This window comes from Mycolicibacterium sp. 624, assembly GCF_040548615.1.
GTDB lineage: Bacteria > Actinomycetota > Actinomycetes > Mycobacteriales > Mycobacteriaceae > Mycobacterium.
In genome coordinates, this window is record NZ_JBEPRZ010000007.1 from 1 (window position 1) to 25,212 (window position 25,212).

Sequence of the window (25,212 nt, forward strand, 5' to 3'; positions counted from 1 at the left end):
TTCTGCAGGGTGCGGCGGCGCCGTCGCTACAACTCGTTTCAAGGTGAGGTCGGCCAGGTCGCCGAGAACGTGCTTGCCCGCAATTTCACCGCTACAGCGCCCAACCAGAAGTGGGTGACCGACGTGACCGAGTTCCGCGTCGGGGCTGGCAAGGTCTACCTGTCGCCGGTGATCGACTTGTTCGACCGGTCAGTGGTGGCGCACTCGTGGTCATTCTCGCCGAACCTGGAGTTGACCAACTCCTCCCTGACCTCGGCGATCGCCACCCTGCAACCCGGCCAGCGGCCCCTGGTGCACTCCGACCAGGGATTCCACTACCGGCACCGATCCTGGCGGGGGCTGCTCGCCGACGCGGATGCCAAGCAGTCGATGTCACGTAAAGGCAACTGCCACGACAACGCCGTGGCCGAGAACTTCTTCGGCCATCTCAAGTCAGAAATGTTTCACTGCAACCGATTCGACACCGTAGAGGAGTTCACCACCGCACTCGACGCCTACATCCACTGGTACAACACCGAGCGGATCTCCACAAAGCTCAAGGGCCTGAGCCCGGTCCAATACCGGGCTCAGACCCTTGCGGCTTAAGCTCCAAACGCCAGAGTCCAACTTCTGGGGACCACTTCATCCTGTGGGCCGGGGGTGCTTTCGTTTCGGGAGGCACATTCCGATCCGCGGCACCGTGTGGACGGTCAAACGTGAGTTGGCGGGTCAGCCGGCCTAGTTAGAAGCAGGGCGCGGGGCTGATGTGGTCGCGCGTATGCGCAGCGAAGGGAAGAATGCGTCTAGCTGCGCGAGCACGGTCATCAACGCCGCGGCAATCGAAAGAGGTCAACGCGATGGACGAACCGCTGTTGCTGCAACACCGCGATGATCGCGGCGTCGTGACGCTGACACTGAACCGCCCCAAGACATTCAACGCACTGTCCGAGGCGATGCTCGCGGCGCTAGGTGACGCCGTCGACGCGCTTGCCGATGATGACGGGGTCCGCGTCGTTGTGCTCGGAGCAACCGGCAAGGCCTTCTGCGCTGGCCACGACCTGAAGGAAATGCGGGCCGAGCCTTCTCTCGAGTACTACGAGCGCTTGTTCGCACAGTGCACAGCCGTGATGCTCGCGATCCAGCGCGTGCCGGTCCCGGTGATCGCCCGTGTTCATGGGCTCGCGACTGCTGCGGGCTGCCAGCTCGTCGCGATGTGTGACCTCGCGGTGGCGAGCGATGACGCACGCTTCGCGGTCAGCGGCATCAATGTCGGGCTCTTCTGCGCGACCCCGGGCGTGGCGCTGTCCCGCAATGTGCCGCGTAAAGCAGCCTTCGAGATGCTCGTTACGGGGGAATTCGTCTCTGCCGAGGAGGCGCGCGTGTTGGGGCTGGTCAACCGGGTGGTTGCGGCCGATGCGCTCGACGACGCGGTCGAGGAGCTGGTAGCGCGCATTGTTGCCAAGCCGGCCGTCGCCGTCGCGGTGGGGAAGTCCCTGTTCTACCGCCAGATCGAGGTCGGTATCGAATCCGCGTATCAGGACGCGGGCGCGACCATGGCCTGCAACATGATGGATCCGAGCGCGCTCGAGGGCGTCCAGGCCTTCATTGAGAAGCGCCCGCCCAGTTGGTTGGCGGCGCCGGCGTCAACGACTTAGCCCGGCCGCAGAGAACCCGGAAAACCCGTACTTCACCTTCTCCAGAGGTGTTTCGTCTATTGGCATGGACCGCATCTGGCAGTGGGCGTGGGATCGGTACGGGGCCAGGTATTCGTGGGCGTGTTGGGTGCTCACGTTCCCGCTGGCGCTGCCGATTTATCTAGGTTGGTCGCTGGCCATCGTCGCCTTCGAGAGATCTGATCGCTACATCGAAGTGGTCGCGGTGAACGTGGTCGCCGTACTCGCCTACTTGTACGTGCTGATACTTCCCGGTACGAGTGGGGTCCGCCTCGGTGAGCAGTGGGCCGCTGGCGAGGACGTCGATCGAGCGAGCGCGCTACAGGCCACCTACAGGTATGGCCGGGCAGCGATTGTGAGGTCGGTGGTCCTCACCGTTGTCTGGGCCGCGGCGCTGTTCGTTGGTGTCGGGACGATTGCCGGAGCGAGCGGGTCACGGCTGGTCCAGTACGCGGTCACGGGCGCGATCGCCGCAACTGCTGGCCAGCTGATCACTGTGCACAGCTACACCGAGGGAGCGTTGCGGCCCGCTAGGGCTGCGCTCACCTCGGGTGCGGGAATCGGTGATTCCCTGCCTCGCTCTCGTCCGACGTTCACCACGTGGACTATCGCGGCCATGCTCGCGGTGGGGTTTGCGTTCGCCGTTTTGGGCGCGTTGCTGGGAGACGTGTTCGATGTGGGCAGGCGAGGCCCTGTGCTCGCCGTCGCGCTCGGCGGTGCGCTGGTGGTTGTCTGCGGGCCGTTGCTCTGGGCCGCATACTCTCCTCTCCTGCAACCCATTCGAGATCTCACCAGAGGAACTGAGCGTGTTGCTGCCGGTGACTACAGTCAACGTCTACCGGTGGTGCAGGACGATGACCTCGGCGCGCTGGCGGCGTCGTTCAACCGTATGCAGGCGGGTTTGGCTGAGCGGCAACGACTTCAGGCCGCGTTCGGGATCTACGTCGACCCGGGTTTGGCGGCGCGGCTGCTGGAGCAGGGCGACGATGTGTTCAGCGGCGAGCGTCGCGAGGTGACGGTGATGTTCGTGGACATCCGGGACTTCACGCCGTTCGCGGAGGCGAACACGGCCGAGGACACCGTCGCTCGGCTCAACGCGCTGTTCGAGATCGTGGTGCCCGCCGTCGTGGACGCGGGTGGGCACGTCAACAAGTTCCTCGGTGACGGCGCGCTGGCCGTCTTCGGCGCCCCCAACGACCTCGCGGATCATGCCGACGAGGCGGTGAGCGCCGCGGTGCTGATTCACCGCCTGGTGGGCGAGCGGTTCGGCGGCGTGCTGCGGATCGGCGTCGGGATCAACACCGGTGTGGTGATCGCGGGCACCATCGGTGGTGGCGGGAAGCTCGAGTTCACGTTGATCGGTGACACCGTCAATGTCGCAGCCCGCGTCGAGCAGCTCACGAAAGCGACCGGTGATGCGATCCTGCTCACCGGTCACTGCGTCGACGCACTTGTCGCTCGGCCACCCGGGCTGACCGAGCGGGGATCTCATGCCCTGAAAGGTAAGTCAGCCCCGGTGCACGTCTATGGCCTCAACCCAACGGCGTGAGCCGACTCGTTCAGCGGCGCAGGCCGGAATCGCCCACGTTGTGCAGCAGCCCCGTCGGATCGAGGCCGTCCCACAGGCTGATGTAGAGCAACTCCTTCGCGGCGAAGGCGGCTTCCTCGACATTGAGCAGGTCGGCGATCTGGTCGTAGCCGTAGAACAGGATCGATAGCGGCCCCGTGGTGAGGAGCAGTTGATTGATGGCGATCTGGGCGCCAGCCCTGTCGCCACCGATCGCCTGGATGATCGCCGGAATAACCTGCGTTATCGGGACGACGGCGTTGACGAACGGCACCATCTGGCTTGTCCGGTAGACGAACTCGAATGCCTCGCGGAAAATCGGGTCCACCTCGTTGGGGAGGGCGGACATGATGATGTTGCGGACCTCAAGCAATGACTTCGGCATTGCGGTGGGGTCGGGATCGTTCGCGCGGAACGGATTCGACCCCGGGTCGTCGGTGGTTGCGGCGATGGCACTGGTCGAGGCCGCAAGAATGACTTCCGGGGCAGTCTGGGATGGCGACGTCGGGGTCGACGGCGACAGGGGCAGGCCCGAGTCGCCTCTGTTGTGCAGGAGCGCGAAGGGGTCGAGGAGGTTCCAGGTTGTCGAGTAGAACCACTCTTTGAGCACCTGCGCCTCGTACTCGAGGTTGATGAGGTCCGCGACCTCGTCGTAGGCGTAGTACAGCACCGAAACCGGGTGCAGGGTCACGATGAGGTTGTTGACGATGCTCTGAGCCGCGGCCCGGACAACCGTCGGATCAGGGCTGGCCAGGTTCGGGAGCTGATTGACGATGTTGATGGCCGGGATCACCGCGTTGACGAACGGGATCATCTGACTGACCCGGAACCCGGCTTCGAAGCCCTCACGGACGAACGGCTTCAGGAACGGCGCGGGGTCGAAGGCCTTGAGGATGGCCTTCTCGACGTCCCAGATCGGGCCCGGCATGTCGTTGGGGGCCGGCTCGGGCGGCATCGGCCGGAACGGATTCAGGCTCCACGGCACCGGTGCCTCACCGGCCTTGGGTGCCGGTTCCTCCACGAGGTCAATGACCGGGTCTGGCTCGACATCGGTCACCAGCGCGAGCGGCTTGGAAGGTGTTCCGGGGACGGTGGACGGTGACGTCGACGGGGGCGCCGTGACGTCCTCGACTGCCGCGTCCTCGACGCTCTTGACGTCCTCGGTGGCTGCGGTGGCCTCGGCAGGGGCGAGCTTGTCGGACTTCTTCGCGTTCGCGCGAAGGAGGTTCGCGATCTTGTCGCCGTGCTTGATCACGGTCTTCACGTTGCCGCCGCTTGCCGCGACGGATGTCACCGGCGGGTTGCCGGCCGACGACGACGGACTCGTCGACCCGCCTGCACTCGACCCGCCCGGACTCGGCTCGACAGCCTCATCGTCGACGGCGTCGTCACGGCCCGACCCGATCGTGCTCACGGGCTTGGTGTCGGGACCCTTGTTCGGCTGTGAACCACCGTCGTTGGGTGTTTGTGCAGCGGGTGTCGACTGTGTCGCGCTTGATGTCGACCCGTCGTCCGCACCGGTGTCCGCGCCGGCGACGCCAGCCCCGTTCGCCATGGCCGCACCGATGCCGAGTGTGACGGCGCCTGCGCCCAGCCAGGCGTACCGAGCAATCCTTGGCTCCGACGGGGCACGATGCCTGCCGCTCTTGCGATGGGTGCGATGCGCCGCCGAATGGGCTGCCATTCATGATCCTTTGTTGTCGTAGCTAAGGAAGCTGAGAGCAGTGTCTCAGCGAACGCAAAGACAGCCCTGTATAGCACATTTCGGTCGCTTGGCCCCGACTTAGCCCAGCCCGTCCTTGACGCTCGTGCAACCTACGATGCGTCATCGTCGCGGTCACTGCGATGTGGTCGTGATGTGAACCTCTGAGGTCAGCGTCTGATGAATCGGGCAACGCTGCGCGATCTGTAATAGCCGTTGCCGTTGAGTCTCGTCGAGATTGCCCACCAATTCGACGTGGAGATCAATCTGGTTGATCCATCCCTTCTTGGTCTCGCAATCAGCACAGTCCTCGGCGTGAATACGTTGGTGTCGCAGTGTGACTCGAACGCGCTCGAGCGGCCAGCCCTTCCCGTTGGCGTACATCCGTACCGTCATGGACGTACATGACCCGAGGCTGGCCAGCAGCAGATCGTAGGGTGTCGGCCCCGCGTCGTCGCCGATCGGCAGTGGCTCGTCAGCGACGAGCCGATGGCGCCCGAGGGTGATCTGCTGTGTGTAGGTCCCAGCACCTGCCTCCGTCACGGTGACCGTGCCCTCGGAGGACGCAGCGGGATCGCCAGTCTGGTCGTCTGTCATGCAACTCTCCTCGGCGGAGTTCAGCGCCCAGGCCCGGGCGAATCCGATGGTCGCACGTTCGAGGACTGGAGAGCGGGCCATTGACTCACCGATGGAACACGAAGAACCCCACCCCGGTCGCCCGGGGATGGGGTTCTCTGCGTTGGTCGTGGATCAGGCGGAGCGGCGAATTCCTCTCTTGAGCAACAGCTCGCGCTCGGCCTCGCTCAGGCCGCCCCAGATTCCATATGGCTCACCGACACCGAGTGCGTGCGAACGGCACTGTGCGATCACCGGGCAGGCGCGGCACATCTCCTTGGCGCGCATCTCGCGTTGCGCGCGGGCGCGGCCGCGTTCTCCGTCGGGGTGGAAGAACACCGATGACTCGACGCCCCGGCAAAGCCCTTGCATTTGCCAATCCCAGATATCGGCGTTGGGTCCAGGCAGCTGCTGTGGCTGTGGCATTGGGAAATCCCCTCTCTACGCGATTCTTTCGCAATTCTGAGAATGCGCGAGGTCGTAAAACCATTTCGAGTACATGTCGCCGATGACAACTCGTGCACACAACGTAGAAGGACTCACGAAATCCAGTCAAGGGCCCGCGCAAGCGCTCAGGGGTGTATCCGCTGCTCGAGAATTTACGTCACGTTCATCTTTGCCACTGGACTGCAATCCCAAACATGGTTGCGGAAATTCAAGATCAAGACGTTCGGCCGTGTTTTCGCTGTTGGTGACGAACGGTCCGTGCGGTGCGTTGTCGCCCCTCAGTAGGGAGTTGACATCGAATTAACATTTGGTCCATCAAGTGTTAACCAATGTTGAGTTGGCAACACTTTCTCGGCGTGTATCCGCCGGTACCGGGTTCTCGGGGCGTGGTTTAGCCGGTGTTGATAGCGTGCCGATTCGATGACTACGTTGTCCGACGCTGCGTTCGGGGCCGTGCCGGGCCACTGGCCGTTGCCCGCCGCGCACTCCGCCGTCGACCTCTGGCACCGGTCGGTCGCGGCGGGTGGCCAGGGCCGTTACGCCAGCGCTCTGGCCGATCTCGACACGTTGGGTCGGATGTCAGGCGCAGCGGGGCCGCTCGCATCGCTTGCGCTCAGCACCAGGGCTTCGTTCCTGCGCCAGCTCGGCGGTCACGAGGCAGCCAGGGTGTGGGACGGCCGGGCGTGGGCTCAGGCCGGCGGCGACCTCGAGGCGGAGGCCGATGCGCTCATCGGACTGGCCGCCGACGCGCTCGGCGTTGGCCGGTTCGCGGCGTCGGCCCGGCTGCTCCGAAGGGCGCGCGACACCGTTGCGCGCGGCTCGGCGTGTGGCCTCGCGGCGCGCATACCCGTCCGGTTGGCGTGGGTGTCGGCCGAGCTGGCGATGGTGACCGGCGAGGGGGCGGCGGCGGTCGACCATGCCGAGCGGGCCGTCACGCTGGCCGGAAGCACCGGTTCGATGCGACACGCCGTGAAGTCAGAGGTCGTGTTGGCCGCCGCGCTGTGTTGCAGCGGCGAGACGTCCGCATCCAGCCGTGTCGCAGATGCGGCCCTCGGTCTCGCGCAGCGTCTGGGTCTGGTGCCGCTGAGCTGGGCTTTGGCGTGTTTGCTTGCCGATGTCGGCAGCGCCTCGAACACGCCGGAGGACATCGCCACCATTCGTGACGTGTCCGCAGATACGGTACGTCGCAGGGGCGGCGCATGGACGGTCCGCTGATTCTGCCCGCTGCAACGGGATCATTAGTCTTTATCTGAGCATGGGGATTGCGCCCCATCCGTAACGCTGGAGAGATCGCGCACGATGACAATTTCGGGAGATGGTCTCGATGCTGTCGTTGCTCAGGCGGTGGCCGGCGATCGAGACGCGCTCCGGATAGTGCTGGAGACCATCCGCCCGATCATCGTCCGGTATTGCCGGGCGAGGATCGGAACCGCGGAACGAAGTGGTGTATCAGCTGACGACGTGGCTCAGGAGGTGTGCTTGGCCGCCATCACGGCGCTGCCGCGCTATAGGGATCAGGGACGACCGTTCCTGGCCTTCGTCTATGGCATCGCCGCACACAAGGTTGCTGACTCCCACCGCGCTGCTGGGCGTAACAAGAGCGATGCAACCGACACCCTGCCGGACCGGCCGTCGAGAGACGCCGGACCCGAGCAGATGGCGATCGACTCCGAGTCGGCCGCCCGGATGGACAAGCTGCTGGCCACCCTGCCCGAAAAGCAGCGCGAGATCGTGATCCTGCGCGTCGTCGTCGGAATGAGCGCCGAGGAGACCGCCGAGGCGGTCGGCAGTACGGCGGGCGCCGTCCGTGTGGCACAGCACCGCGCGCTGGCGCGGTTGAAGGCCGAAATCGTAGCGACGGGACCAGACCATGGCTGATTACGGTCGCTGGTCCTCCAACGGGGGAGACCCGTCGCTCAACGAGATCAACCGCGTCGATCAGTTCATCGAGGCGTTGAGTTCCAACCGGCAGGCCTACTCGACGGATCGCGAAGAGGCAGAACTGGCGTTCCTGTTCGCCGACTGGCGCGACGGTGTCCGCGAGACGCCGACCTCCGTAACGATCACCGAGCAGGACGCCGTCGAGGCCCTGCGTGCGGGCCAGCCCTCCACCCGACGTGTTGGCCGCGGGCATCTGGCCGTCGTCGGTTCCGCCGCCGCGGCCGTGTTGTGCCTCGGCGGATTCGGTGCGGCCGTCTACGGTGCGGCACCCGGCGACGGTCTGTATGGCGTGCGGACGATGTTCTTCGGCGACCAGAAGGCCACCCGTGACGATCAGGTGGTGCTCGCCGCGCAGACCGAGCTGGCCGAGGTTCAGCGACTGGTCGAGCAGGGCCAGTGGGATCAGGCCCAGGACAAGCTCGTCGCGCTGTCGACCACCGTGCAGAGCGTCGAGCAGGTGGATAGCAAGCACGACCTGATCGAGCAGTGGAACGCCCTGACCTACAAGGTCGTCGAGCAGAACCCCGCGGCGACGCTGCCCCCGGTGGGCGACCCCATGCCGGTTCTGCCCGACTCGCCGCTGACGCTGCTGCCCGTTCCCGTCATCGAAGACACCACGTCAGCCCCGACGTCAGTCCCGGCATCACCGTCGGACACGTCGCTGCCGTCGCCGACTGACACCCCCGGACCCGAGGTGCTGCTCACACCGCCGTCGGATTCGTCGCTGCCGTCAACCTCGCCGACGAGCCCGACCGAGACGTCAACGCCGCCGAGTTCAACACCGCCGAGTTCAACACCGACCAGTTCGGTGCCGACCTCGACGACGACCGCGCCACCCAGCACGTCGACCACGACGGCCCCGTCGACGACCACCGCCCCGACGACAACGGCTCCGACAACAACGGCTCCTACGACGACGGCGCCGACGACGACAACCGCGACCAAGGCCGCGACGTCCACCGTGACCGCCACGACGACGGTGCCAACGGCTCCGGTCGCCGAAGCGCCCCCGGTGAGCCAAGCCCCGGCCGCGGAGCCGAGTCAGCCCGCGAGTGCGCCCAGGACGGCGGTCACGACGTCGGCGGCGCCGTCGACCGTGCGCGAGGAGTCGACCGATGAGGGCGAGGAGAGCGTCGCACCCGTGACGACCACAGTCGTGGCGCCGGGTGGCGGTGAATGATCTGAGCGGTTACGCCGTCAGCGATAGCCGTCGGAGTCCGACGATGTCGCCTCGTTGAGCGAGGCATCTGCGTAACCGCGGCAGTAGTCCCACGTCACGTAGGCGTCGGGCTCCGGATCGTAGGCCGGCTCGTGGGGACGGACCGTACCGTCGACCAGAAGCTGCAGCAGGTTTGCGCGCAGCATGTCCCAGTCGTGGTAGTGGTCCTGCTGGCACTCGTCGCAGCAGACAACCAGGCCGCGAATGCCCTTGTGGGCCAACAGGGCCTCGTATACCGCCAGGTCGGCGAGATCGGCCTCAACCGCGATGCGTTCCTGCGGGTCCAGCGGCTGGCCGGGCTCGATCGCATCGAGCGCAGCAGACGGATCACATGGGTCGTCGGCAAACGGGTCCGGCGGCAGACCCGGCGGCAGGTGATCACGCACGGTTCCACACTACGCAGCGGCGCGGCTATCGCGCCAGCCGTCCACGCCGCCGCGGGGGAGTGTTGGCGTCGGATTCCAAGATCAACCGAGCGTGATCTGGCGTGAACCAGATCACGTGGGTACGTGCCGATAAGATGGACACCTAAACGTCTCTATGTGCCCCGCTTTGGGAGGCCTCACCCATGTCGATCGCTGAACGTAGTTTTCCCCTCGCCGTTCCGGTGCCCACCGGCGGCGACGACCCGACCAAGATTGCGATGCTCGGGCTCACGTTCGACGACGTGCTCCTGCTTCCCGCCGCCTCGGACGTGATTCCCGCGAACGTGGACACGTCGAGCCAGCTGACTCGCAAGATCCGGCTGCGCGTCCCGCTCGTGAGTTCCGCGATGGACACCGTCACCGAGGCCCGGATGGCGATTGCGATGGCGCGGGCGGGCGGCATGGGTGTCCTGCACCGCAACGTGTCGGTGGCCGAGCAGGCCGGCCAGGTCGAGACCGTCAAGCGCTCCGAGGCGGGCATGGTCACCGACCCCGTGACGTGCTCGCCCGAGAACACACTGGCCGAGGTCGACGCCATGTGTGCCCGGTTCCGGATCTCGGGTCTGCCCGTGGTGGACCCGGCAGGGGCGCTCGTCGGCATCATCACCAACCGCGACATGCGTTTCGAAGCCGATATGAGCAAGCCCGTCGCCGAGGTGATGACCAAGGCGCCGCTGATCACCGCGCAGGAGGGTGTCACCGCTGACGCCGCGCTCGGCCTGTTGCGCCGGCACAAGATCGAGAAGCTGCCGATCATCGACGGCCACGGAAAGCTGACGGGCCTCATCACCGTCAAGGACTTCGTCAAGACCGAGCAGTTCCCGCTCGCCACGAAGGACAGTGACGGCCGGCTACTGGTCGGTGCGGCCGTCGGAGTCGGCGGCGATGCGCGCGAGCGCGCGATGGCACTGGCAGACGCCGGCGTCGACGTGCTCATCGTGGACACAGCGCATGCGCACAACCGCGGCGTGCTCGACATGGTCGCGTGGGTCAAGTCCACGATGGGCGACCGCGTGGAGGTGGTGGGCGGCAACATCGCCACCCGTGCCGCGGCCGCTGCGTTGGTCGAGGCAGGCGCAGACGCGGTGAAGGTGGGCGTCGGGCCCGGTTCGATCTGCACCACGCGCGTCGTCGCGGGAGTCGGCGCACCGCAGATCACCGCGATCCTGGAGGCCACGGCGGCATGCGCGCCGCACGGCGTGCCGGTGATCGCCGACGGTGGCCTGCAGTACTCGGGTGACATTGCGAAGGCACTCGCCGCGGGCGCCTCGACCGCGATGCTGGGCTCCCTGCTGGCTGGCACCGCGGAGTCCCCGGGTGACCTCATCTTCGTCAACGGCAAGCAGTTCAAGAGCTACCGAGGCATGGGATCGCTGGGAGCGATGCAGACCCGGGGCACCCAGAAGTCCTACTCGAAGGACCGCTACTTCCAGGACGACGTGCTGAGCGAGGACAAGCTCGTCCCCGAGGGCATCGAGGGCAGGGTTCCGTTCCGCGGTCCGCTGTCCACCGTCATCCATCAGTTGACGGGTGGTCTGCGCGCGGCCATGGGCTACACGGGCGCGGCCACCATCGAGCAGTTGCAGCAGGCGCAGTTCGTGCAGATCACCGCGGCAGGTCTCAAGGAGAGCCATCCGCACGACATCACGATGACCGTCGAAGCACCCAACTACTACGCCCGTTAGGGCCGGGGGAATCTAGTCAGCATGCGTGACATGGTTGAAATCGGGTTGGGCAGAAACGCCCGACGGACCTATGAACTCGACGACATCAACATCGTGCCGTCGAGGCGAACCCGGTCCTCGCAGGACGTGTCGACGACATGGCAGCTCGATGCCTACCGCTTCGAGATCCCGGTCGTCTCCCATCCCACCGACGCCTTGGTCTCGCCCGAGTTCGCCATCGAACTGGGCAAGCAGGGTGGGCTGGGCGTGCTCAACGGCGAGGGCCTGATCGGCAGGCACGCCGACGTCGAGGCCAGGGTCGCCGAGGTGATCGAGGTCGCGGCCAAGGAGCCTGATCCGACGGCGGCGATCCGGATGCTTCAGCAGTTGCACGCCGCCCCACTGGATCCCGAGCTGCTCGGTGCCGCGGTCATGCGCATCCGAGACGCCGGCGTTGTCACCGCGGTGCGGGTCAGCCCGCAGAACGCGCAGGCACTGACCCCCACGCTGGTGGCGGCGGGTATCGACCTGCTGGTCATCCAGGGCACCATCATCTCGGCCGAGCGGGTCGCGTCCGATGGCGAACCGCTGAACCTCAAGACATTCATCTCCGAACTGGACGTGCCCGTCGTGGCTGGCGGCGTCCTCGATCACCGCACGGCGCTGCATCTGATGCGCACCGGAGCCGCAGGCGTCATCGTCGGCTACGGTTCCACCGCCGGTGTCACGACCAGTGATGAGGTGCTGGGCATCAGCGTGCCCATGGCGACCGCGATCGCCGACGCCGCCGCCGCGCGGCGGGAGTATCTCGATGAGACCGGCGGCCGCTACGTGCACGTGCTCGCCGACGGCGACATCCACACCTCAGGCGAGCTGGCCAAGGCCATCGCGTGCGGCGCCGACGCCGTGGTGCTGGGCACACCGCTCGCCGCTGCCGAGGAGTCACAGGGCGGCGGCTGGTTCTGGCCGTCGGCCGCCGCGCACCCGTCATTGCCGCGTGGTGCGCTGCTGCAGGTCGCGTTGGGTGAGCGGCCGTCCTTGGCGCAGGTGCTGTCCGGGCCATCCGATGACCCGTTCGGGTCGCTGAACCTCGTGGGCGGTCTGCGCCGCGCGATGGCCAAGGCCGGCTACTGCGATCTCAAGGAGTTCCAGAAGGTCGGTCTGGCCGTCGGCAGCTAGCTTTACAAGTTAGGGTCCCCTGTCTAGCTAGTTACCGGTCGGTAAGTTCATACTGTTGGCATGGATCCTGACTACGACGTCCTGATCATCGGCTCGGGCTTCGGGGGCAGCGTCAGCGCGCTGCGGCTCACCGAGAAGGGCTACCGAGTCGGCGTGCTGGAGGCCGGCCGGCGCTATGAGGACGCGGACTTCGCGAAGACATCGTGGAACCTGCGCAAGTTCCTGTGGGCGCCGCAGTTCGGCATGTACGGCATCCAGCGCATCCACTTGCTGCGCAACGTGATGATCCTGGCCGGCGCCGGTGTCGGCGGCGGGTCGCTCAACTACGCCAACACGCTGTACGTGCCGCCGGATCCGTTCTTCAACGACGCGCAGTGGAAGGACATCACCGACTGGCGTGCCGAGCTCATGCCGCACTATGACCAGGCTCAGCGGATGCTCGGCGTCGTGACCAACCCGACGTTCACCGATGCCGACCGCATCATGAAGGAGGTCGCCGACGATATGGGTGTCGGCGACACGTTCGTCCCGACGCCCGTCGGTGTGTTCTTCGGGCCCGATGGCGAGAAGGTGCCGGGCAAGACGGTGCCCGACCCGTACTTCGGCGGTGCGGGCCCGGCGCGGACCGGCTGTCTGGAGTGCGGAGCATGTATGACGGGCTGCCGGTACGGCGCCAAGAACACTCTGCTCAAGAACTACCTGGGATTAGCGGAATCGGCTGGTGCACAGGTGCATCCGCTGACCATCGTCACCGGTTTCGAACAGCGCCCAGACGGGCTGTGGGAGGTGCGCACCGCGCGCACCGGCAGCAAGCTGCGCCGCAGGCGCAAGACGTTCACGGCGCGCCACGTCGTCCTCGCCGCGGGCACCTATGGCACGCAGAAGCTGTTGTTCAAGATGCGTGACAAGGGCAAGCTGCCCAAGCTGTCCGACAAGCTCGGCGTGCTGACGCGGACCAACTCGGAGTCCATCGTCGGCGCCGCCACCCTGAAGGTCACCGGCGAGTACGACCTCACTCACGGTGTGGCGATCACGTCGTCGATCCACCCGACGAGCGACACCCACGTCGAACCCGTGCGCTACGGCAAGGGCTCGAACGCGATGGGTCTGCTGCAGACGCTGATGACAGACGGCACCGGACCGCAGGGCACTGACACCCCGCGGTGGCGGCAGCTGCTGGATCAGGCGGGCGAGGATCCGAAGCAGATGCTGCGAATGCTCAATCCCAGGCAGTGGAGCGAGCGCACCGTGATCGCGCTGGTCATGCAGCACCTGGACAACTCGATCACCACCTTCACCAGGAAGACGAAGTTCGGCTTCCGCATGTTGGACAGCAAGCAGGGCCACGGTGAGCCGAACCCGACGTGGATCCCGGCGGGCAATGAGGTCACCCGGCGTATCGCCAAGAAGATCAACGGCGTTGCCGGAGGCACGTGGGGGGAGCTGTTCAACATCCCGCTGACCGCGCACTTCCTCGGCGGCGCCGCGATCGGTGACAGCCCCGAGCACGGTGTCATCGACCCGTACCAGCGGGTGTACAACTACCCGACGCTGCACGTCATGGACGGTGCGTCGATCTCGGCCAACCTCGGGGTGAACCCATCGCTGTCGATCACCGCGCAGGCTGAACGGGCCGCCTCGCTCTGGCCGAACAAGGGTGAGAACGATCTGCGACCCGATCAGGGAGACCCGTACCGCAGGCTGGCGCCGGTCGCGCCCGGACATCCGGTCGTGCCGGCGACAGCGCCTGCGGCCCTGCGGCGGTTGCCGATCGAGCCGGTCAGCTCCGCAGGCTGATCGACCGGCTCAGCTCGCCACCAGCAGTGCTGCATCGGCGAGCGGACGGCTGGACTGCCCGTGCACGTCGACGGGCACGTCGCCGGTCAGCGTCACCCGGTGCATGACGCGGCGCTGATTGTCGTAGTCGTCGACCGCGCGGTGCTGGGTGGCCCGGTTGTCCCAGATGGCGACGTCGCCCAGTGCCCAGTTCCATCGGATGGTGTTCTCGGGCATGGTGATCCGACGCTGTAGCAACTCGAGCAGGGTCTGTGACTCATGGCTGTCCAGGCCGAGGAATCCGCGGACGAAGTCTCCGGCCAGCAGGGTGCGCTCACCGGTCTCGGGATGAACCCGTACCACCGGATGCTCGGTGCGGAAGTCGGGCTTCATGAAGGCGTCGCGCAATCGCTGCTGCTCGTCGTTCACTTCGGCCACAGGCGCGGCGGCGTAGTCGTACCGATTACTGTGCACGGCCCACAGATTCTCGGTGAGTGTCTTGAGCGGCGCGGGCAGCGCGTCGTAGGCCGCGGCCGTGGATGCCCACAGCGTCGAGCCGCCGTATTCGGGCAGTGTCACGGCGCGCAGGATCGATGCGGAGGGGTAGTCGGGGACGAACGTGACGTCGGTGTGCCAGCGGGTTGCCTTGGCGTACTCGGAGTCGATCGGCGTGATGAGCGGGGCACCGTCCTGCTTCAGGGCATGGTGCCCGACCGGGGTTCCCAGCAGTCGTGCGAACGCGTTCTGGCGCTCGTCGTCGAGCTGGTCCTGGCCGCGGAAGAAGATCACCCGGTGTTCCAGCAGGGCGGCGCGGATTGTCGCGACGGTGTCCTTGGGCAGGTCGCCGTCGAGAGCCACCCCATCGACGCGGGCGCCGATGCGGCTGCCGAGCTTGGTGATGGTCGGGGCCGATGTCATGTGGTCTCCTCGTTCACTCGGTGCGGTGTAGTCAAGTGACTACACCATGCCTCGGCTAGTGTAGCCAGATGACTACACGGCCGCCATCCAAGCAGGTCGCGGCCCCGGTGGGGCGTGAGGAAGTGGCGGCAGCAGTGCTCGAGGCCGCATCCGAGTTGTTCGCGGAACGGGGGCCGGCCGCCACCTCGATCCGCGATGTCGCGACACGGTCGAAGGTCAACCACGGGCTGGTGTTCCGTCACTTCGGTACCAAGGACCGCCTCGTCGGTTCGGTTCTCGATCACCTCGCGGGCAACATCACCGACCTGCGCCGCGCCGGCGCGACGCAGGCAGAGATCGAACAGGCTGCTGGCCGGCACTTTCGGGTGATGGCTCGCGCGCTGCTGGACGGCTATCCGGTGGGGCAGTTGCAGAGCAGCTTCCCGAATCTGACCGAACTACTCGAGCAGCTCCGCCCTCGCTTCGATGACGACACCAGCGCCAAGCTCGCGGCCGCGAACGTCGTTGCACTGCAACTCGGCTGGCATCTCTTCCAGCCCTTTCTGCGCACCGCGCTCGGCCTGGACGCGGTCGACGACGCCGTCGTTCGCGAGTCCATAGCCGCGGCGGCAGCCGATCTCACCGAACCTCGGTGACGGCTGCGTCAGTAAAGGCCCGCCAGGGGGCGACCTGCTTTGTTAGTTTCTGTCGATGGTTGTCATTTCAAACAGTCGGCGAGCACGAGCCCGACGGGTCGCGATCTGCCTGGCCGCCGCGGCTGCCTTCTTCGGTACTGCCTGCGGCTCGGACTCGCCCCCAGCTGAGACGACAAGTGATGCGGCCGCCGAGTCGAACTGGGGTTGTGCCGAGGTCGCCCGGCCGAAGCCGGGTGGGGACCGCGCGAAGATTGAGGCGTCCGTCGCCGCCCGGGACGAGCAGGATGGTCCCAACGAGTACAGCGGGGTCTACGGCGACCCCGACGCCGCGACCCGGAACTGGGAGCAGCAGTCCGAGGGTGACTGCGGGCTGATGGCAACGCGGGCCGTCATCGGTGAGATCACCGACCAGCCCCCGACCGAGCGTCAGATAATCGACCTTGCGGCCAACACGCCCAGCAAGTGCTCACCGGGTGAGCCGGTGTACGACGAGAGCATCGACCCGGCCGACGGCGGAGTCGGCCACGGGACGTGCACGAAAGACCTGCTCCTGTTGCTGGATCAGTACGGAATCGGCGCTGAATACACCAACGATTTTGTCGCTGACGACGGTGGGACTGAGACGGGCATCGAGGCGCTCATGGACTACCTGGGCAATGGCCAGCAGGCCATCGTCTGTGTGAACTCGAAGATCATCTGGGACACCGAGGGCGACCGAACCAACTGCAGTCATCTGATCACCGTCGCGGCGATCGACGTCGACAACGACATCGTCTACCTCGGGGACAGCGGCGGCGAGGACACCCGCGGTGAACAGGTGACCATGGACGTGTTCGAGCAGGCGTGGCAGACCGGTGACCACGAACTCGTTGTCACCAATCCGCGCTGATTGGACCCCACTAGACTGACCGGGTGGAATCTGCAGCCCCCCGCCCCGTCCTGGTCGTCGACTTCGGCGCGCAGTACGCGCAGCTCATCGCGCGACGTGTCCGCGAAGCGCGGGTCTACTCCGAGGTGATCCCGCATAACGCGACCATCGAGGAGATCAAGGCCAAGGATCCTCAGGCGATCGTCCTTTCCGGCGGCCCCGCCAGCGTGTACGCCGAGGGAGCGCCTCGACTCGACCCGGCGATGTTCGATCTCGGGATCCCGGTCTTCGGTATCTGCTACGGCTTCCAGGCGATGGCCCAGGCCCTCGGCGGCACCGTCGCGCACACCGGCTCCAGCGAGTACGGCCGCACCACGCTGAATGTCACCGGGGGACAACTGCATTCGGACCTGCCGGAGAGCCAGCCGGTGTGGATGAGCCACGGTGACGCCGTCACCGAGGCGCCCGCCGGTTTCGACGTCGTCGCCACCAGTGCCGGGGCGCCGGTCGCGGCGTTCGAGGACCGCTCCCGTCGTCTCGCCGGGGTGCAGTACCACCCCGAGGTTCTGCACACGCCGCACGGGCAGCAGATTCTGAGCCGGTTCCTGCACGAGTTTGCCGGGATCGACGCGACGTGGACCGCGGCTAATATCGCCGACGCACTCGTCGAACAGGTCCGCACCCAGATCGGCGACGGCCGGGCGATCTGCGGCCTGTCGGGCGGCGTCGACTCCGCTGTGGCGGCCGCGCTGGTGCAGCGCGCCATCGGTGACCGCCTGACATGTGTGTTCGTCGACCACGGCCTGCTGCGCGCCGGCGAGCGCGGTCAGGTGCAACGCGACTTCGTCGCGGCGACGGGCGCGAAACTCGTCACGGTCGACGCCGAGGAACGCTTCCTCGAGGCCCTGTCCGGTGTGACCAACCCCGAGGGCAAGCGCAAGATCATCGGCCGCGAGTTCATCCGTGCGTTCGAGGGTGCGGTGCGCGACACCATCGACGACGCCGCCTCCAGCGACTCGGACGTCGAGTTCCTGGTCCAGGGCACGTTGTATCCGGACGTCGTGGAGTCGGGCGGCGGCACCGGTACCGCCAACATCAAGAGCCACCACAACGTGGGCGGCCTGCCCGCCGACCTGAAGTTCAAGCTCGTCGAGCCGTTGCGGCTGCTGTTCAAGGACGAGGTTCGGGCCGTCGGCCGTGAACTCGGCCTGCCCGAGGAAATCGTTGGGCGCCAGCCCTTCCCGGGACCTGGTCTGGCCATCCGGATCGTCGGCGAGGTGACCGCGTCGCGGCTGGACACGCTGCGCCGGGCGGACTCCATCGCGCGCGAGGAACTCACCGCAGCGGGCCTGGACAACCAGATCTGGCAGTGCCCGGTGGTGCTGCTGGCCGATGTCCGGTCCGTCGGCGTGCAGGGTGACGGACGCACCTACGGTCATCCGATCGTGCTGCGCCCGGTGTCGAGCGAGGACGCCATGACGGCGGACTGGACGCGGGTGCCCTACGAAGTGCTGGAACGCATCTCGACGCGAATCACCAACGAGGTGCCCGAGGTCAACCGGGTGGTCCTCGACGTGACGAGCAAGCCGCCGGGCACCATCGAGTGGGAGTGACGGCGGGCCGCAGGGACCGTCAGGCCTCGGGCTCGTGCTCGGCCTCCTTGGCGATGAAGTCGCCGAGGATCTGACTCACCGCCGATTCGATGGTCGACTCGATCGAGAAGGCCAGCGTCGCCGTCACCGCACTGACCGCCTGCGTGCGGAACCGCACCAGCATCGTGATCAGTTCGGCGAGTTCGGTATCCGGTGGCAGCACCGCACCGGGCTTGAGTCGATCGACGACGTGCTCGACTCCGGCAGCCACGAGCAGTCCGCTGATCTGGTCGATGAGCGGGGTGATCTGCTCGTGCAGGTCGACGAGCTTGGAGGTGGCGACGCCGTATTCGTGGATCTCGTTAAAGATCTCGATCAGCTTGGGGCGCACCACGGTTATCCGGTCGGCGTCGTCGGGATCGCGTTTGAGCACCCCGTTGCCCAGCATCCGCTCGAATGCGTCATCGTCATTGACCAGCTGCCGGGCCTCTGCCTCCGACATCCGCTCAGGCCGCTCGGTGGCCCAGCTGCCGGCGATCGCGGACTCCAGGCCGAGCATGTCGCCGAGGTCCTTGCCCTGCTCCCAGGCCGACAGCATCTCGTTGACATGCGCGATGTTGTAGCCCCGCTCGAGCATCGAGGTGATGAGGCGCAGTCGGGTCAGGTGGGTGTCGTTGAACAACGCGATGCGGCCGACCCGCAGCGGCGGATGCAACAGACCGCGGTCGCGGTACACCCTGATGTTGCGTGTGGTGGTGCCTGCCAGCCGGGCCAGCTCCTCGATGCGGTACTCGCCGGAGGACTCGATGCCATGCGGTTGGACCGCGGCGTCGAACAATTGCGACACCGCGTTCTCGATGACGTCGCGGGAGCCCCTTCGGATCTGGCGGGGTGCGCGACGCAACCCGCCCAGGATCGTCGAGATGGCGCCCGCCGGCTGCCGAGGAGGCTTGGCTGGGGTCATGTCAGGCAGACGATGTGAGGGTGGCGCGCGCATCGCGTGCCACCGCCTCATAGTCGCCGAATCTGAAGTCGCGCATCTGTCGAAGATACTGGGTGGCGAAGCCCGGGTACATCGACGCGTTGAATCCGTCGGCGGTCAGGTACCAGCTGTTGCAGCCGCTCATCCACGTCGTCTTGGTCAACCGCTGCTGTAGCCGCTCGTTGTAGCGGCGTTGGACGTCCTCGCGCACGTCGAGATAGCGCAGCTGATTGCGCAGGATCGTGGTGATGCCCGCGACGGCGTAGTCGAGCTGACCCTCCACGTACACCAGCAGCGAGTTGTGGCCGGGGCCCGAGTTGGGGCCGGTCATGATGAACAGGTTCGGATAGCCGTGGGCGTTGATGCTCTTGTAGGCCTGCGCACCGCCCGACCACTCGTCGGCCATCGACCGGCCGCCGATCCCGGTGACCGGATACGGCGGACCGGACAGGTGCACGTCATAACCGGTGGCGAAGACGATCGCATCGAGGTGGTGCTCAATGCCGTCGCTGGTGCGGATGCCCACGGGGCTCATGGTGGCGATCGGCCAGTCGATGAGCTTGCAGTTGTCGCGTTGCAGCGCGGGGTAGTAGTCGCTGGAGATCAGCATGCGCTTGCATCCAGGCGTGAAGTCGGGGGTGAGCTGACGGCGCAGCCACGGATCCTTGACCTGACGGCGCAGGTGGGCCTTGCTGAGCCGGGCGACGACGCCGGTCAGCGGTGAGTCCCACACCAGTGCGGTGGCGCTGGCCTCGTGACCCCAGTACAGCGCCTGGCGGGCAATCCGTTGTGCGGCAGGAACCTTGGCGAACAACGTCTGGGCCCGCTGGGGCGTGGCGATGTCCAACCGTGGCATCACCCATCCAGGGGTGCGCTGGAACACCTTGACGAACGCGGCCTGTTTGACCAGTTCGGGCACGATCTGCACGGCACTGGCACCGGTGCCGATGACGGCCACCCGCTTACCGGTGAAGTCGTAGTCGTGGTCCCACCGGGCGCTGTGAATCTTGGTGCCCTCGTAGGTGTCGATACCCCTGATGTCGGGCAGCTTGTGGTCGGGCAGCGGGCCCGAGGCGAGGACCACGGTGCGGGCCCGGAACGTCTTGCGGCCCTTGGTCTTGATGGCCCAGGTGCCGTCGTCCTCGTTGAACACCAACCCGTTGACCTCGACGCCGAACTGGATTCGGGGGGTCAGGTCGAACTCCTCGACCATGGCCTCGATGTGGCGGCGGATCTCCTCGGCCGGTGAGTACGCCCGTGACCACGTCGGGTTCGCCACGAACGAGAACGAGTACAGCAGCGACGGGATATCGCATGCCGCACCGGGATAGGTGTTGTCCCGCCATGTTCCGCCGACGCGGCCCTCGCGTTCGAGGATGACGAAGTCGTCGACCCCGGCCTGAGTCAGTTTGATGGCCGCGCCGATCCCGGTGAAGCCGGTGCCGACGATGATCGTGTCGTATACGCGACTCGCCACGTCAGGCCGCCGGCTCGTGGGTGACCTCGTTGACCCAGCTCGGCACCGACGGCAGCAGCGGCCGCGGGTACCGGTCGGAGAGCCAGACCATCGAGTTGGCCAACAGATGGTAGGGGTGGCGGGGGTTGGTGACCACGCCTGCATATCGCCGTAGGAAGCGGTAAGTCGGTACCCGCCGGGTGGATTCGCCCCGATCGCCGAGTTCCTTGAACCGTTTCACGGCCTTGTACAGCCGTTCCGGCTCCATACCCATGGCGACGATCTCGTTGCGGATCCTGTTGATCAGCGGTGCACCCATGATCGCGCCGATGATCAGACCCGGCGTGGCGTTGTGGCCGACGAAGTCGATCAGCAACCGCCGGATCTTGGCCTGCCCGATCATGTCGAGCACCTCGAAATCGACCACGAGATGCCGGGACTCGTCGTTGTTGATCTTCTCGAAGACCTGATGACACACCGGATCAGACACCTCGTCGAGCAGGAACTTCAGCAGCGCACCGTCGAGGGCGACCTCCAGCATCGGGATCACCGTGCCCAGCAGCGACAGCGGCATATCGTCGGCCCAGCGGTCCAGCCAGTCGATCGCAAGCCTGATGTTGACGTTCGGCTCGGGAACCTCACCGTCCTCGAGCATTCCCCACCGCTGCATCAGCGCTAGCTCGGCGTTCGCGTGGCGCTGCTCCTCGGCGTGGAAGTAGCGGTAGATCTCCGCGATCGTCGGTGTCGGCGCCTTCTTGGCCAGCGCGGCGAATCCACGGGCACCGATATTCTCGATCCAGCACAGGTCGGCCATGAAGGCCTTGAGCTTGGGCCGCATCTCGTCGGTGATGGTCTCGGCACCCGGTGCATCCCAGTCGATGTCTGCCAGCGCCCACTGCCGGTCCTTGATCTTGGCGAGCATCGCGTCCATGTCGAGCCTTGACTTGGGGGCCATGGTTACCTCCTAGGGTGTTCTGATGCGGGTGGTCAGTCCGACGGCACGGGTGTACACCGTCGGGGTCAAACGCTTGACGCCCCAACCGATCCTGGCGTCAGGCTGCGGCATGCAGTAGAGGCCGCCGCGGTCGTTGGTGTCGAGGCAGCTGCGGGCCACGCGCTCCGGGGAGAATCCGGTCCAGCGCATGAGCCGGTCGGCCAGCTCCGTGGACTGCTCGCTGATTCGACCCGCCGAGACGATGTTGGTCTTGACGAACGTCGGACACAGTGCGGTGACGGCGATCCCGGTCCCGGCAAGTTCCGCGGACAGCGTCTCCGACAGTGACAGCACGCCGGCCTTGCTGACGTTGTAGGCGGCCATCCCTGGTGCCGCGCCGAATGCCGCCGCCGACGCGACGTTGACGATGCCGCGCGGCCGGTCGTCACCAGTCTGGCTGGCCTCGCGCAGGATCGGCGTGAACACGTGGCAGCCGTGGATGGGACCCCACAGGTTGATGCCGAGAACCCAGTTCCAATCGTCGAGTCCGGCCTCGCCGATCGGCTGGCCGCCCGCCCCGACGCCGGCGTTGTTGATCACCAACGATGGGGGACCGCCGAACCAGGTCTGCGCCTGCTCGGCCAGCCGTTGGACGTCGTCGATACGGGAGACGTCGCAGCGCAACGGGATTGCCTGACCGCCCGCCGCGGTGATGTTGTCGGCGGTGGTGCGCGCCGTGGCCTCGTCGAGGTCGCTGCACACCACTCGGCCGCCCCGCTTCGCGAGTTCGACGGCGAACGCAGCGCCGATGCCGCTGCCCGCGCCGGTGATGACGGCGTCGGCGGCCTTGCTGCGCCCGCGGGATCCGAGGATGCCCAACACTCTCACCCCGCGACCCGCTCCGCGTCGTGCTGGTGCATCGAGTCGGCGATGAACGCGGCGACGTGGCGCATGGCGGGCGCGGCCTCGGGGGTCAGGCGAGGCAGGGCCTGGAACACGTGCACCTGGTCGGGCCACACCTGCAGCTCGCACCGACCGCCCGCCGCGGTGACGTCGGCGGCCAGTCTGCGAGCATCGGCGACGAGCATCTCGCCGCCGCCCGCCTGGATCAGGGTGGGTGGCATCCTCCGGCCGCCCGCGACGTCGAGGGTTAGGCGCGGGTGGTCGAGATCTGTTCCCGCGCAATACAGTCGGACGAGCCTGGCGGCGGCGGCCGCGCGGATTGCGGGGTCGCGTCGCAGGTACTCGCGGGTGCGAGCCAGTGCGAAGGTCAGATCGATGAGCGGGGAGAACAGGGCGAGCCCGGCGGGGTGCTCGATGTCGTTCTGCAGCAAGAGGTCGACGGCGAGGTGGCCGCCCGCCGAGTCGCCCGCGATGAAGATGCGGTCCGGGGCCAGTCCGCGCTCGGAACACAGCCAGTCCCAACCGGAGCGGACGTCGTCGGCTGCGGTGGGGAACCGATACGCGGGGGCGAGTCGGTAGTCGACGCAGAACACCGGCAGCCCGGTCAGTCGGGACAGCCACGCGGTCAGCCGGCGGTGCGTGCGTGGTGAGCACAGCGCGAACCCGCTGCCGTGCACGAAGTAGATCGCCCGATCGCCGGTATCAACCCCGGGGCCGCGGACCCACTCGCCGACCACGCGCCTGCCGTCGGCCATCCGGACGTCGACGGGTTCGATGCGCGTGCCGGCCAGAGACGGTCCGAACGAGTTCATGATCTGGGCGACGATCCGGCGTGAGGCCCACAGTCCCCAGGCGTGCTCTGGCGGCAGGACCGCGCTGAGTTGTCGCAGGGTGACTCCGCTGATCGCGGCAGCGCCACGGGACCGCAGCGAGCCGCGGGCGGGCAGATCAGTGCCGGTCACGGCCATATTGGCGGGCATTCGGACCTCCGTTGGTCGAAGCGTCCCACAAGTACACCACCAATGGTGACATTCGTCAATGTCAACATTGGTCGGCCGTTACGTCTGCCGATCGGTGATGTGAAGCGCTGCCAGGTAGCCGAATACGAGCGCGGGACCGATGGTGGCTCCGGGGCCGGCGTAGGTGTGGCCCATGAGGGCGGCTGAGGTGTTGCCGACCGCGTAGAGGCCGGGGATCGGTGTGGCATCGGGGGTGAGGGCGCGCGCGTGATCGTCAGTGCTGATGCCGCCCTTGGTTCCGAGATCGGCGGGCACCATCTGCGCGGCGTAGAAGGGTGCTTGGGTGATCTCGCCGAGGCTGGAGTTGGGGGTGTTGGTGGGGTCGGCGTAGTAGTGGTCGTATGCCGATTCGCCGCGGCGGAAGTCGGCGTCGTGGCCCGTTCGCGCCGCGTGGTTGAACGTGTTGACGGTGTCGGTGAGAGCGTCTGGGGGAACACCGATTTCGGTGGCCAGCGCGGTGATGGAGTCCGCCGTGGTGAGCGCACCGCTGGTGAACCACGAGGACGGTAGCGGGGTGCGGGCGGGCTTGCCGGCGAACATGTAGCGGTTGCGGTAGGTCTGATCGAATATCAGCCAGCAGGGCAGGTTGCTGGCGGGGCCTGTGCCCTGTCCGTGGGGGCCGCCGAACATGCGATGGGTGGCCTCGATGTAGGGCAGCGATTCGTTCATGAATCGTCTGCCGGTGGCGTTGACCATGATGCTGCGCGGTAGAGAGCGTTCGGCGAGGGCGAACCACGGGCCCTTGGGGAGTGGTATCGACGGTGCCCACCAGGCGTCATCCATGAGATCGGTTGCGGCACCTACCTTTTCCGCCGCCCGGATACCGTCGCCGGTGTTGGACGCCGCGCCAAGTGATAGCGCTGGGCCGGCCGGTGAGCGATGGTGGTGGGTGCGCATCTCCTCGTCGTGATCGAATCCACCGCTGGCCAGAATGACGCCGCGACGAGCGTCGATCACGCGTCCGTCGTCGCATCTGACCCCGGTGACGCGGTCGCCGGTCATGACCAACTCGGTGACAGCGGTGCCGAGGTGAACCGGGATACCGGCCCGTCGAACCCCGAGCATCAGCGATCCGGCCAGGGCGCTGCCCAGGCCGACGAGTTTGGCGCCGCGGGCTCGCGCGAGAGCGCTGCGGGCAGCGACCTTGAGCATGCGGAGGGGTCCCCGCCAGTGCCGGAATCCGACGCTGAGCCAACGGTAGTCGGACTGTTGGACCACCACGTTGAGCGGTGCCCGGGTGTAGAACGGCTGCAGCGTGGCCAGATCATCGCCGAGTCGGCGCGCGTCGAACGGACGCGGCTCGCACGAACGGCCCAAAGCCGTACCGCCGGGCTGTTCGGGAAGGTAGTCGCTGTAGCCGCGCACCCACTGCAGATCCAGCGCCGAGTGCTCGGTCAGGAAATGAAGCGCCTCGGGCCCCCGGTCGATGTACGCGTCGATACGCGCGGCGTCGACATCGGCGCCGACGATGGCCCGGAGATAGGTGCGCGCCGACTCGAGGTCATCGGCGGGCAGGTGCCTGCGCAGTTCGTCGTTGCCCGGGATCCAGACTCCGCCACCCGAGCGCGCGGTCGAACCGCCCCAGTACTGGGACTTCTCCAGAATCACCACACTCAGGCCGTGGGCGGCGGCGGTGATCGCGGCTGCCATCCCTCCAGCGCCCGAGCCGACTACCACCACGTCAACGGCATCCATCCCCATCACCCCAATCTGACAGT

At 66.7% G+C, this 25,212-nt stretch carries 23 protein-coding genes; 12 read left to right on the plus strand and 11 right to left on the minus strand.

What is annotated here, in order from left to right; all coding sequences use genetic code 11:
* From ABIA65_RS24835 to ABIA65_RS24845, 3 genes are all read left to right on the plus strand, one after another.
* The coding region (locus tag ABIA65_RS24835; RefSeq protein WP_354525222.1) for an IS3 family transposase at positions 1-585 on the plus strand (585 nt) is incomplete at its 5' end.
* Between the two features lie 251 nt (positions 586-836).
* Positions 837-1,634 carry an enoyl-CoA hydratase gene (locus tag ABIA65_RS24840; protein ID WP_354525223.1) on the plus strand — a complete coding sequence of 266 codons (798 nt, stop codon included), beginning with the start codon at positions 837-839 and terminating at the stop codon, positions 1,632-1,634.
* A 64-nt stretch (positions 1,635-1,698) separates the two neighbouring features.
* Entirely contained in the window at positions 1,699-3,201 is a 1,503-nt protein-coding gene (locus ABIA65_RS24845; RefSeq protein WP_354525224.1) for an adenylate/guanylate cyclase domain-containing protein, read from the plus strand.
* Positions 3,202-3,211: 10 nt separating this feature from the next.
* On the opposite strand, the gene ABIA65_RS24850 is transcribed toward ABIA65_RS24845, so the two are convergent.
* The 3 genes from ABIA65_RS24850 to ABIA65_RS24860 form a co-directional block, all read right to left on the minus strand.
* Complete coding sequence (locus tag ABIA65_RS24850) at positions 3,212-4,903, minus strand: hypothetical protein (RefSeq protein ID WP_354525225.1); 1,692 nt, start codon at positions 4,901-4,903, stop codon at positions 3,212-3,214.
* A 153-nt stretch (positions 4,904-5,056) separates the two neighbouring features.
* Entirely contained in the window at positions 5,057-5,518 is a 462-nt protein-coding gene (locus ABIA65_RS24855; RefSeq protein WP_241400683.1) for an OsmC family protein, read from the minus strand.
* Between the two features lie 153 nt (positions 5,519-5,671).
* Positions 5,672-5,962: a WhiB family transcriptional regulator gene (locus ABIA65_RS24860; protein WP_241400682.1), complete on the minus strand. Its 291-nt coding sequence runs from the start codon at positions 5,960-5,962 to the stop codon at positions 5,672-5,674.
* Positions 5,963-6,403: 441 nt separating this feature from the next.
* Here ABIA65_RS24860 and ABIA65_RS24865 point away from each other — a divergent pair, with 441 nt between their 5' ends.
* From ABIA65_RS24865 to ABIA65_RS24875, 3 genes are all read left to right on the plus strand, one after another.
* Positions 6,404-7,198: a hypothetical protein gene (locus tag ABIA65_RS24865; protein WP_241400681.1), complete on the plus strand. Its 795-nt coding sequence runs from the start codon at positions 6,404-6,406 to the stop codon at positions 7,196-7,198.
* Positions 7,199-7,282: 84 nt separating this feature from the next.
* A complete protein-coding gene (locus tag ABIA65_RS24870) occupies positions 7,283-7,861 on the plus strand; it encodes a sigma-70 family RNA polymerase sigma factor (protein ID WP_241400680.1) in 579 nt (192 codons plus the stop codon).
* Positions 7,854-9,104 (plus strand): anti-sigma-D factor RsdA, encoded by a 1,251-nt coding sequence (locus ABIA65_RS24875; protein ID WP_354525226.1) that lies wholly within the window; start codon positions 7,854-7,856, stop codon positions 9,102-9,104. Before ABIA65_RS24870 ends, ABIA65_RS24875 begins: the two co-directional genes overlap by 8 nt.
* A gap of 17 nt (positions 9,105-9,121) precedes the next feature.
* Here ABIA65_RS24875 and ABIA65_RS24880 read toward each other — a convergent pair whose 3' ends face one another.
* Positions 9,122-9,529 (minus strand): DUF5319 domain-containing protein, encoded by a 408-nt coding sequence (locus ABIA65_RS24880; RefSeq protein ID WP_163918866.1) that lies wholly within the window; start codon positions 9,527-9,529, stop codon positions 9,122-9,124.
* A gap of 182 nt (positions 9,530-9,711) precedes the next feature.
* On the opposite strand from ABIA65_RS24880, the gene guaB reads away from it, so the two are divergent.
* From guaB to ABIA65_RS24895, 3 genes are read left to right on the plus strand one after another with little or no spacing between them, the layout of a single operon-like run.
* The gene (guaB, locus tag ABIA65_RS24885) at positions 9,712-11,253 is read left to right on the plus strand and encodes an IMP dehydrogenase (RefSeq protein ID WP_241400678.1); all 1,542 of its coding nucleotides are present in this window, start codon (positions 9,712-9,714) and stop codon (positions 11,251-11,253) included.
* Positions 11,254-11,283: 30 nt separating this feature from the next.
* Positions 11,284-12,411, plus strand: coding sequence for a GuaB3 family IMP dehydrogenase-related protein (locus ABIA65_RS24890; protein ID WP_241400677.1), 1,128 nt, complete (start codon positions 11,284-11,286; stop codon positions 12,409-12,411).
* 60 nt (positions 12,412-12,471) lie between these two features.
* Positions 12,472-14,208 (plus strand): FAD-dependent oxidoreductase, encoded by a 1,737-nt coding sequence (locus tag ABIA65_RS24895; RefSeq protein ID WP_354525227.1) that lies wholly within the window; start codon positions 12,472-12,474, stop codon positions 14,206-14,208.
* A gap of 9 nt (positions 14,209-14,217) precedes the next feature.
* On the opposite strand, the gene ABIA65_RS24900 is transcribed toward ABIA65_RS24895, so the two are convergent.
* Positions 14,218-15,105, minus strand: coding sequence for a TauD/TfdA dioxygenase family protein (locus tag ABIA65_RS24900; RefSeq protein WP_354525228.1), 888 nt, complete (start codon positions 15,103-15,105; stop codon positions 14,218-14,220).
* Positions 15,106-15,173: 68 nt separating this feature from the next.
* Between ABIA65_RS24900 and ABIA65_RS24905 the strand changes: the two genes are divergently transcribed.
* From ABIA65_RS24905 to guaA, 3 genes are read left to right on the plus strand one after another with little or no spacing between them, the layout of a single operon-like run.
* On the plus strand, positions 15,174-15,740 hold the full coding sequence (locus ABIA65_RS24905) for a TetR/AcrR family transcriptional regulator (protein WP_241400674.1): 567 nt from the start codon (positions 15,174-15,176) through the stop codon (positions 15,738-15,740).
* Positions 15,741-15,795: 55 nt separating this feature from the next.
* Positions 15,796-16,629 (plus strand): C39 family peptidase, encoded by an 834-nt coding sequence (locus ABIA65_RS24910; protein ID WP_354525229.1) that lies wholly within the window; start codon positions 15,796-15,798, stop codon positions 16,627-16,629.
* A gap of 23 nt (positions 16,630-16,652) precedes the next feature.
* The gene (guaA, locus tag ABIA65_RS24915; RefSeq protein WP_354525230.1) at positions 16,653-18,221 is read left to right on the plus strand and encodes a glutamine-hydrolyzing GMP synthase; all 1,569 of its coding nucleotides are present in this window, start codon (positions 16,653-16,655) and stop codon (positions 18,219-18,221) included.
* Between the two features lie 19 nt (positions 18,222-18,240).
* Here the strand turns inward: guaA and ABIA65_RS24920 are convergent, their stop codons facing one another.
* The 6 genes from ABIA65_RS24920 to kstD all read right to left on the minus strand — a co-directional run bounded on the left by ABIA65_RS24920 (position 18,241) and on the right by kstD (position 25,189).
* On the minus strand, positions 18,241-19,164 hold the full coding sequence (locus tag ABIA65_RS24920) for a MerR family transcriptional regulator (protein WP_354525231.1): 924 nt from the start codon (positions 19,162-19,164) through the stop codon (positions 18,241-18,243).
* A 1-nt stretch (position 19,165) separates the two neighbouring features.
* Positions 19,166-20,659, minus strand: a complete 1,494-nt coding sequence (locus tag ABIA65_RS24925) for a flavin-containing monooxygenase (RefSeq protein WP_354525232.1) — start codon at positions 20,657-20,659, stop codon at positions 19,166-19,168.
* 1 nt (position 20,660) lies between these two features.
* Positions 20,661-21,593 carry a ferritin-like domain-containing protein gene (locus ABIA65_RS24930; RefSeq protein ID WP_241400669.1) on the minus strand — a complete coding sequence of 311 codons (933 nt, stop codon included), beginning with the start codon at positions 21,591-21,593 and terminating at the stop codon, positions 20,661-20,663.
* A gap of 9 nt (positions 21,594-21,602) precedes the next feature.
* Positions 21,603-22,451 (minus strand): SDR family NAD(P)-dependent oxidoreductase, encoded by an 849-nt coding sequence (locus ABIA65_RS24935; protein WP_354525422.1) that lies wholly within the window; start codon positions 22,449-22,451, stop codon positions 21,603-21,605.
* A gap of 5 nt (positions 22,452-22,456) precedes the next feature.
* Positions 22,457-23,455 carry an alpha/beta hydrolase gene (locus ABIA65_RS24940; RefSeq protein ID WP_354525233.1) on the minus strand — a complete coding sequence of 333 codons (999 nt, stop codon included), beginning with the start codon at positions 23,453-23,455 and terminating at the stop codon, positions 22,457-22,459.
* 78 nt (positions 23,456-23,533) lie between these two features.
* The gene (kstD, locus tag ABIA65_RS24945; RefSeq protein ID WP_241400667.1) at positions 23,534-25,189 is read right to left on the minus strand and encodes a 3-oxosteroid 1-dehydrogenase; all 1,656 of its coding nucleotides are present in this window, start codon (positions 25,187-25,189) and stop codon (positions 23,534-23,536) included.
* Positions 25,190-25,212: the final 23 nt, after the last annotated feature.

Coding starts and splice junctions, on each gene's coding strand:
- ABIA65_RS24840 (WP_354525223.1), top strand. CDS start 837: ATGGACGAACCGCTGTTGCTGCAACACCGCGATGATCGCGGCGTCGTG.
- ABIA65_RS24845 (WP_354525224.1), top strand. CDS start 1,699: ATGGACCGCATCTGGCAGTGGGCGTGGGATCGGTACGGGGCCAGGTAT.
- ABIA65_RS24850 (WP_354525225.1), bottom strand. CDS start 4,903: ATGGCAGCCCATTCGGCGGCGCATCGCACCCATCGCAAGAGCGGCAGG.
- ABIA65_RS24855 (WP_241400683.1), bottom strand. CDS start 5,518: ATGACAGACGACCAGACTGGCGATCCCGCTGCGTCCTCCGAGGGCACG.
- ABIA65_RS24860 (WP_241400682.1), bottom strand. CDS start 5,962: ATGCCACAGCCACAGCAGCTGCCTGGACCCAACGCCGATATCTGGGAT.
- ABIA65_RS24865 (WP_241400681.1), top strand. CDS start 6,404: ATGACTACGTTGTCCGACGCTGCGTTCGGGGCCGTGCCGGGCCACTGG.
- ABIA65_RS24870 (WP_241400680.1), top strand. CDS start 7,283: ATGACAATTTCGGGAGATGGTCTCGATGCTGTCGTTGCTCAGGCGGTG.
- ABIA65_RS24875 (WP_354525226.1), top strand. CDS start 7,854: ATGGCTGATTACGGTCGCTGGTCCTCCAACGGGGGAGACCCGTCGCTC.
- guaB (WP_241400678.1), top strand. CDS start 9,712: ATGTCGATCGCTGAACGTAGTTTTCCCCTCGCCGTTCCGGTGCCCACC.
- ABIA65_RS24890 (WP_241400677.1), top strand. CDS start 11,284: ATGGTTGAAATCGGGTTGGGCAGAAACGCCCGACGGACCTATGAACTC.
- ABIA65_RS24895 (WP_354525227.1), top strand. CDS start 12,472: ATGGATCCTGACTACGACGTCCTGATCATCGGCTCGGGCTTCGGGGGC.
- ABIA65_RS24900 (WP_354525228.1), bottom strand. CDS start 15,105: ATGACATCGGCCCCGACCATCACCAAGCTCGGCAGCCGCATCGGCGCC.
- ABIA65_RS24905 (WP_241400674.1), top strand. CDS start 15,174: ATGACTACACGGCCGCCATCCAAGCAGGTCGCGGCCCCGGTGGGGCGT.
- ABIA65_RS24910 (WP_354525229.1), top strand. CDS start 15,796: ATGGTTGTCATTTCAAACAGTCGGCGAGCACGAGCCCGACGGGTCGCG.
- ABIA65_RS24920 (WP_354525231.1), bottom strand. CDS start 19,164: ATGACCCCAGCCAAGCCTCCTCGGCAGCCGGCGGGCGCCATCTCGACG.
- ABIA65_RS24930 (WP_241400669.1), bottom strand. CDS start 21,593: ATGGCCCCCAAGTCAAGGCTCGACATGGACGCGATGCTCGCCAAGATC.
- ABIA65_RS24940 (WP_354525233.1), bottom strand. CDS start 23,455: ATGCCCGCCAATATGGCCGTGACCGGCACTGATCTGCCCGCCCGCGGC.
- kstD (WP_241400667.1), bottom strand. CDS start 25,189: ATGGATGCCGTTGACGTGGTGGTAGTCGGCTCGGGCGCTGGAGGGATG.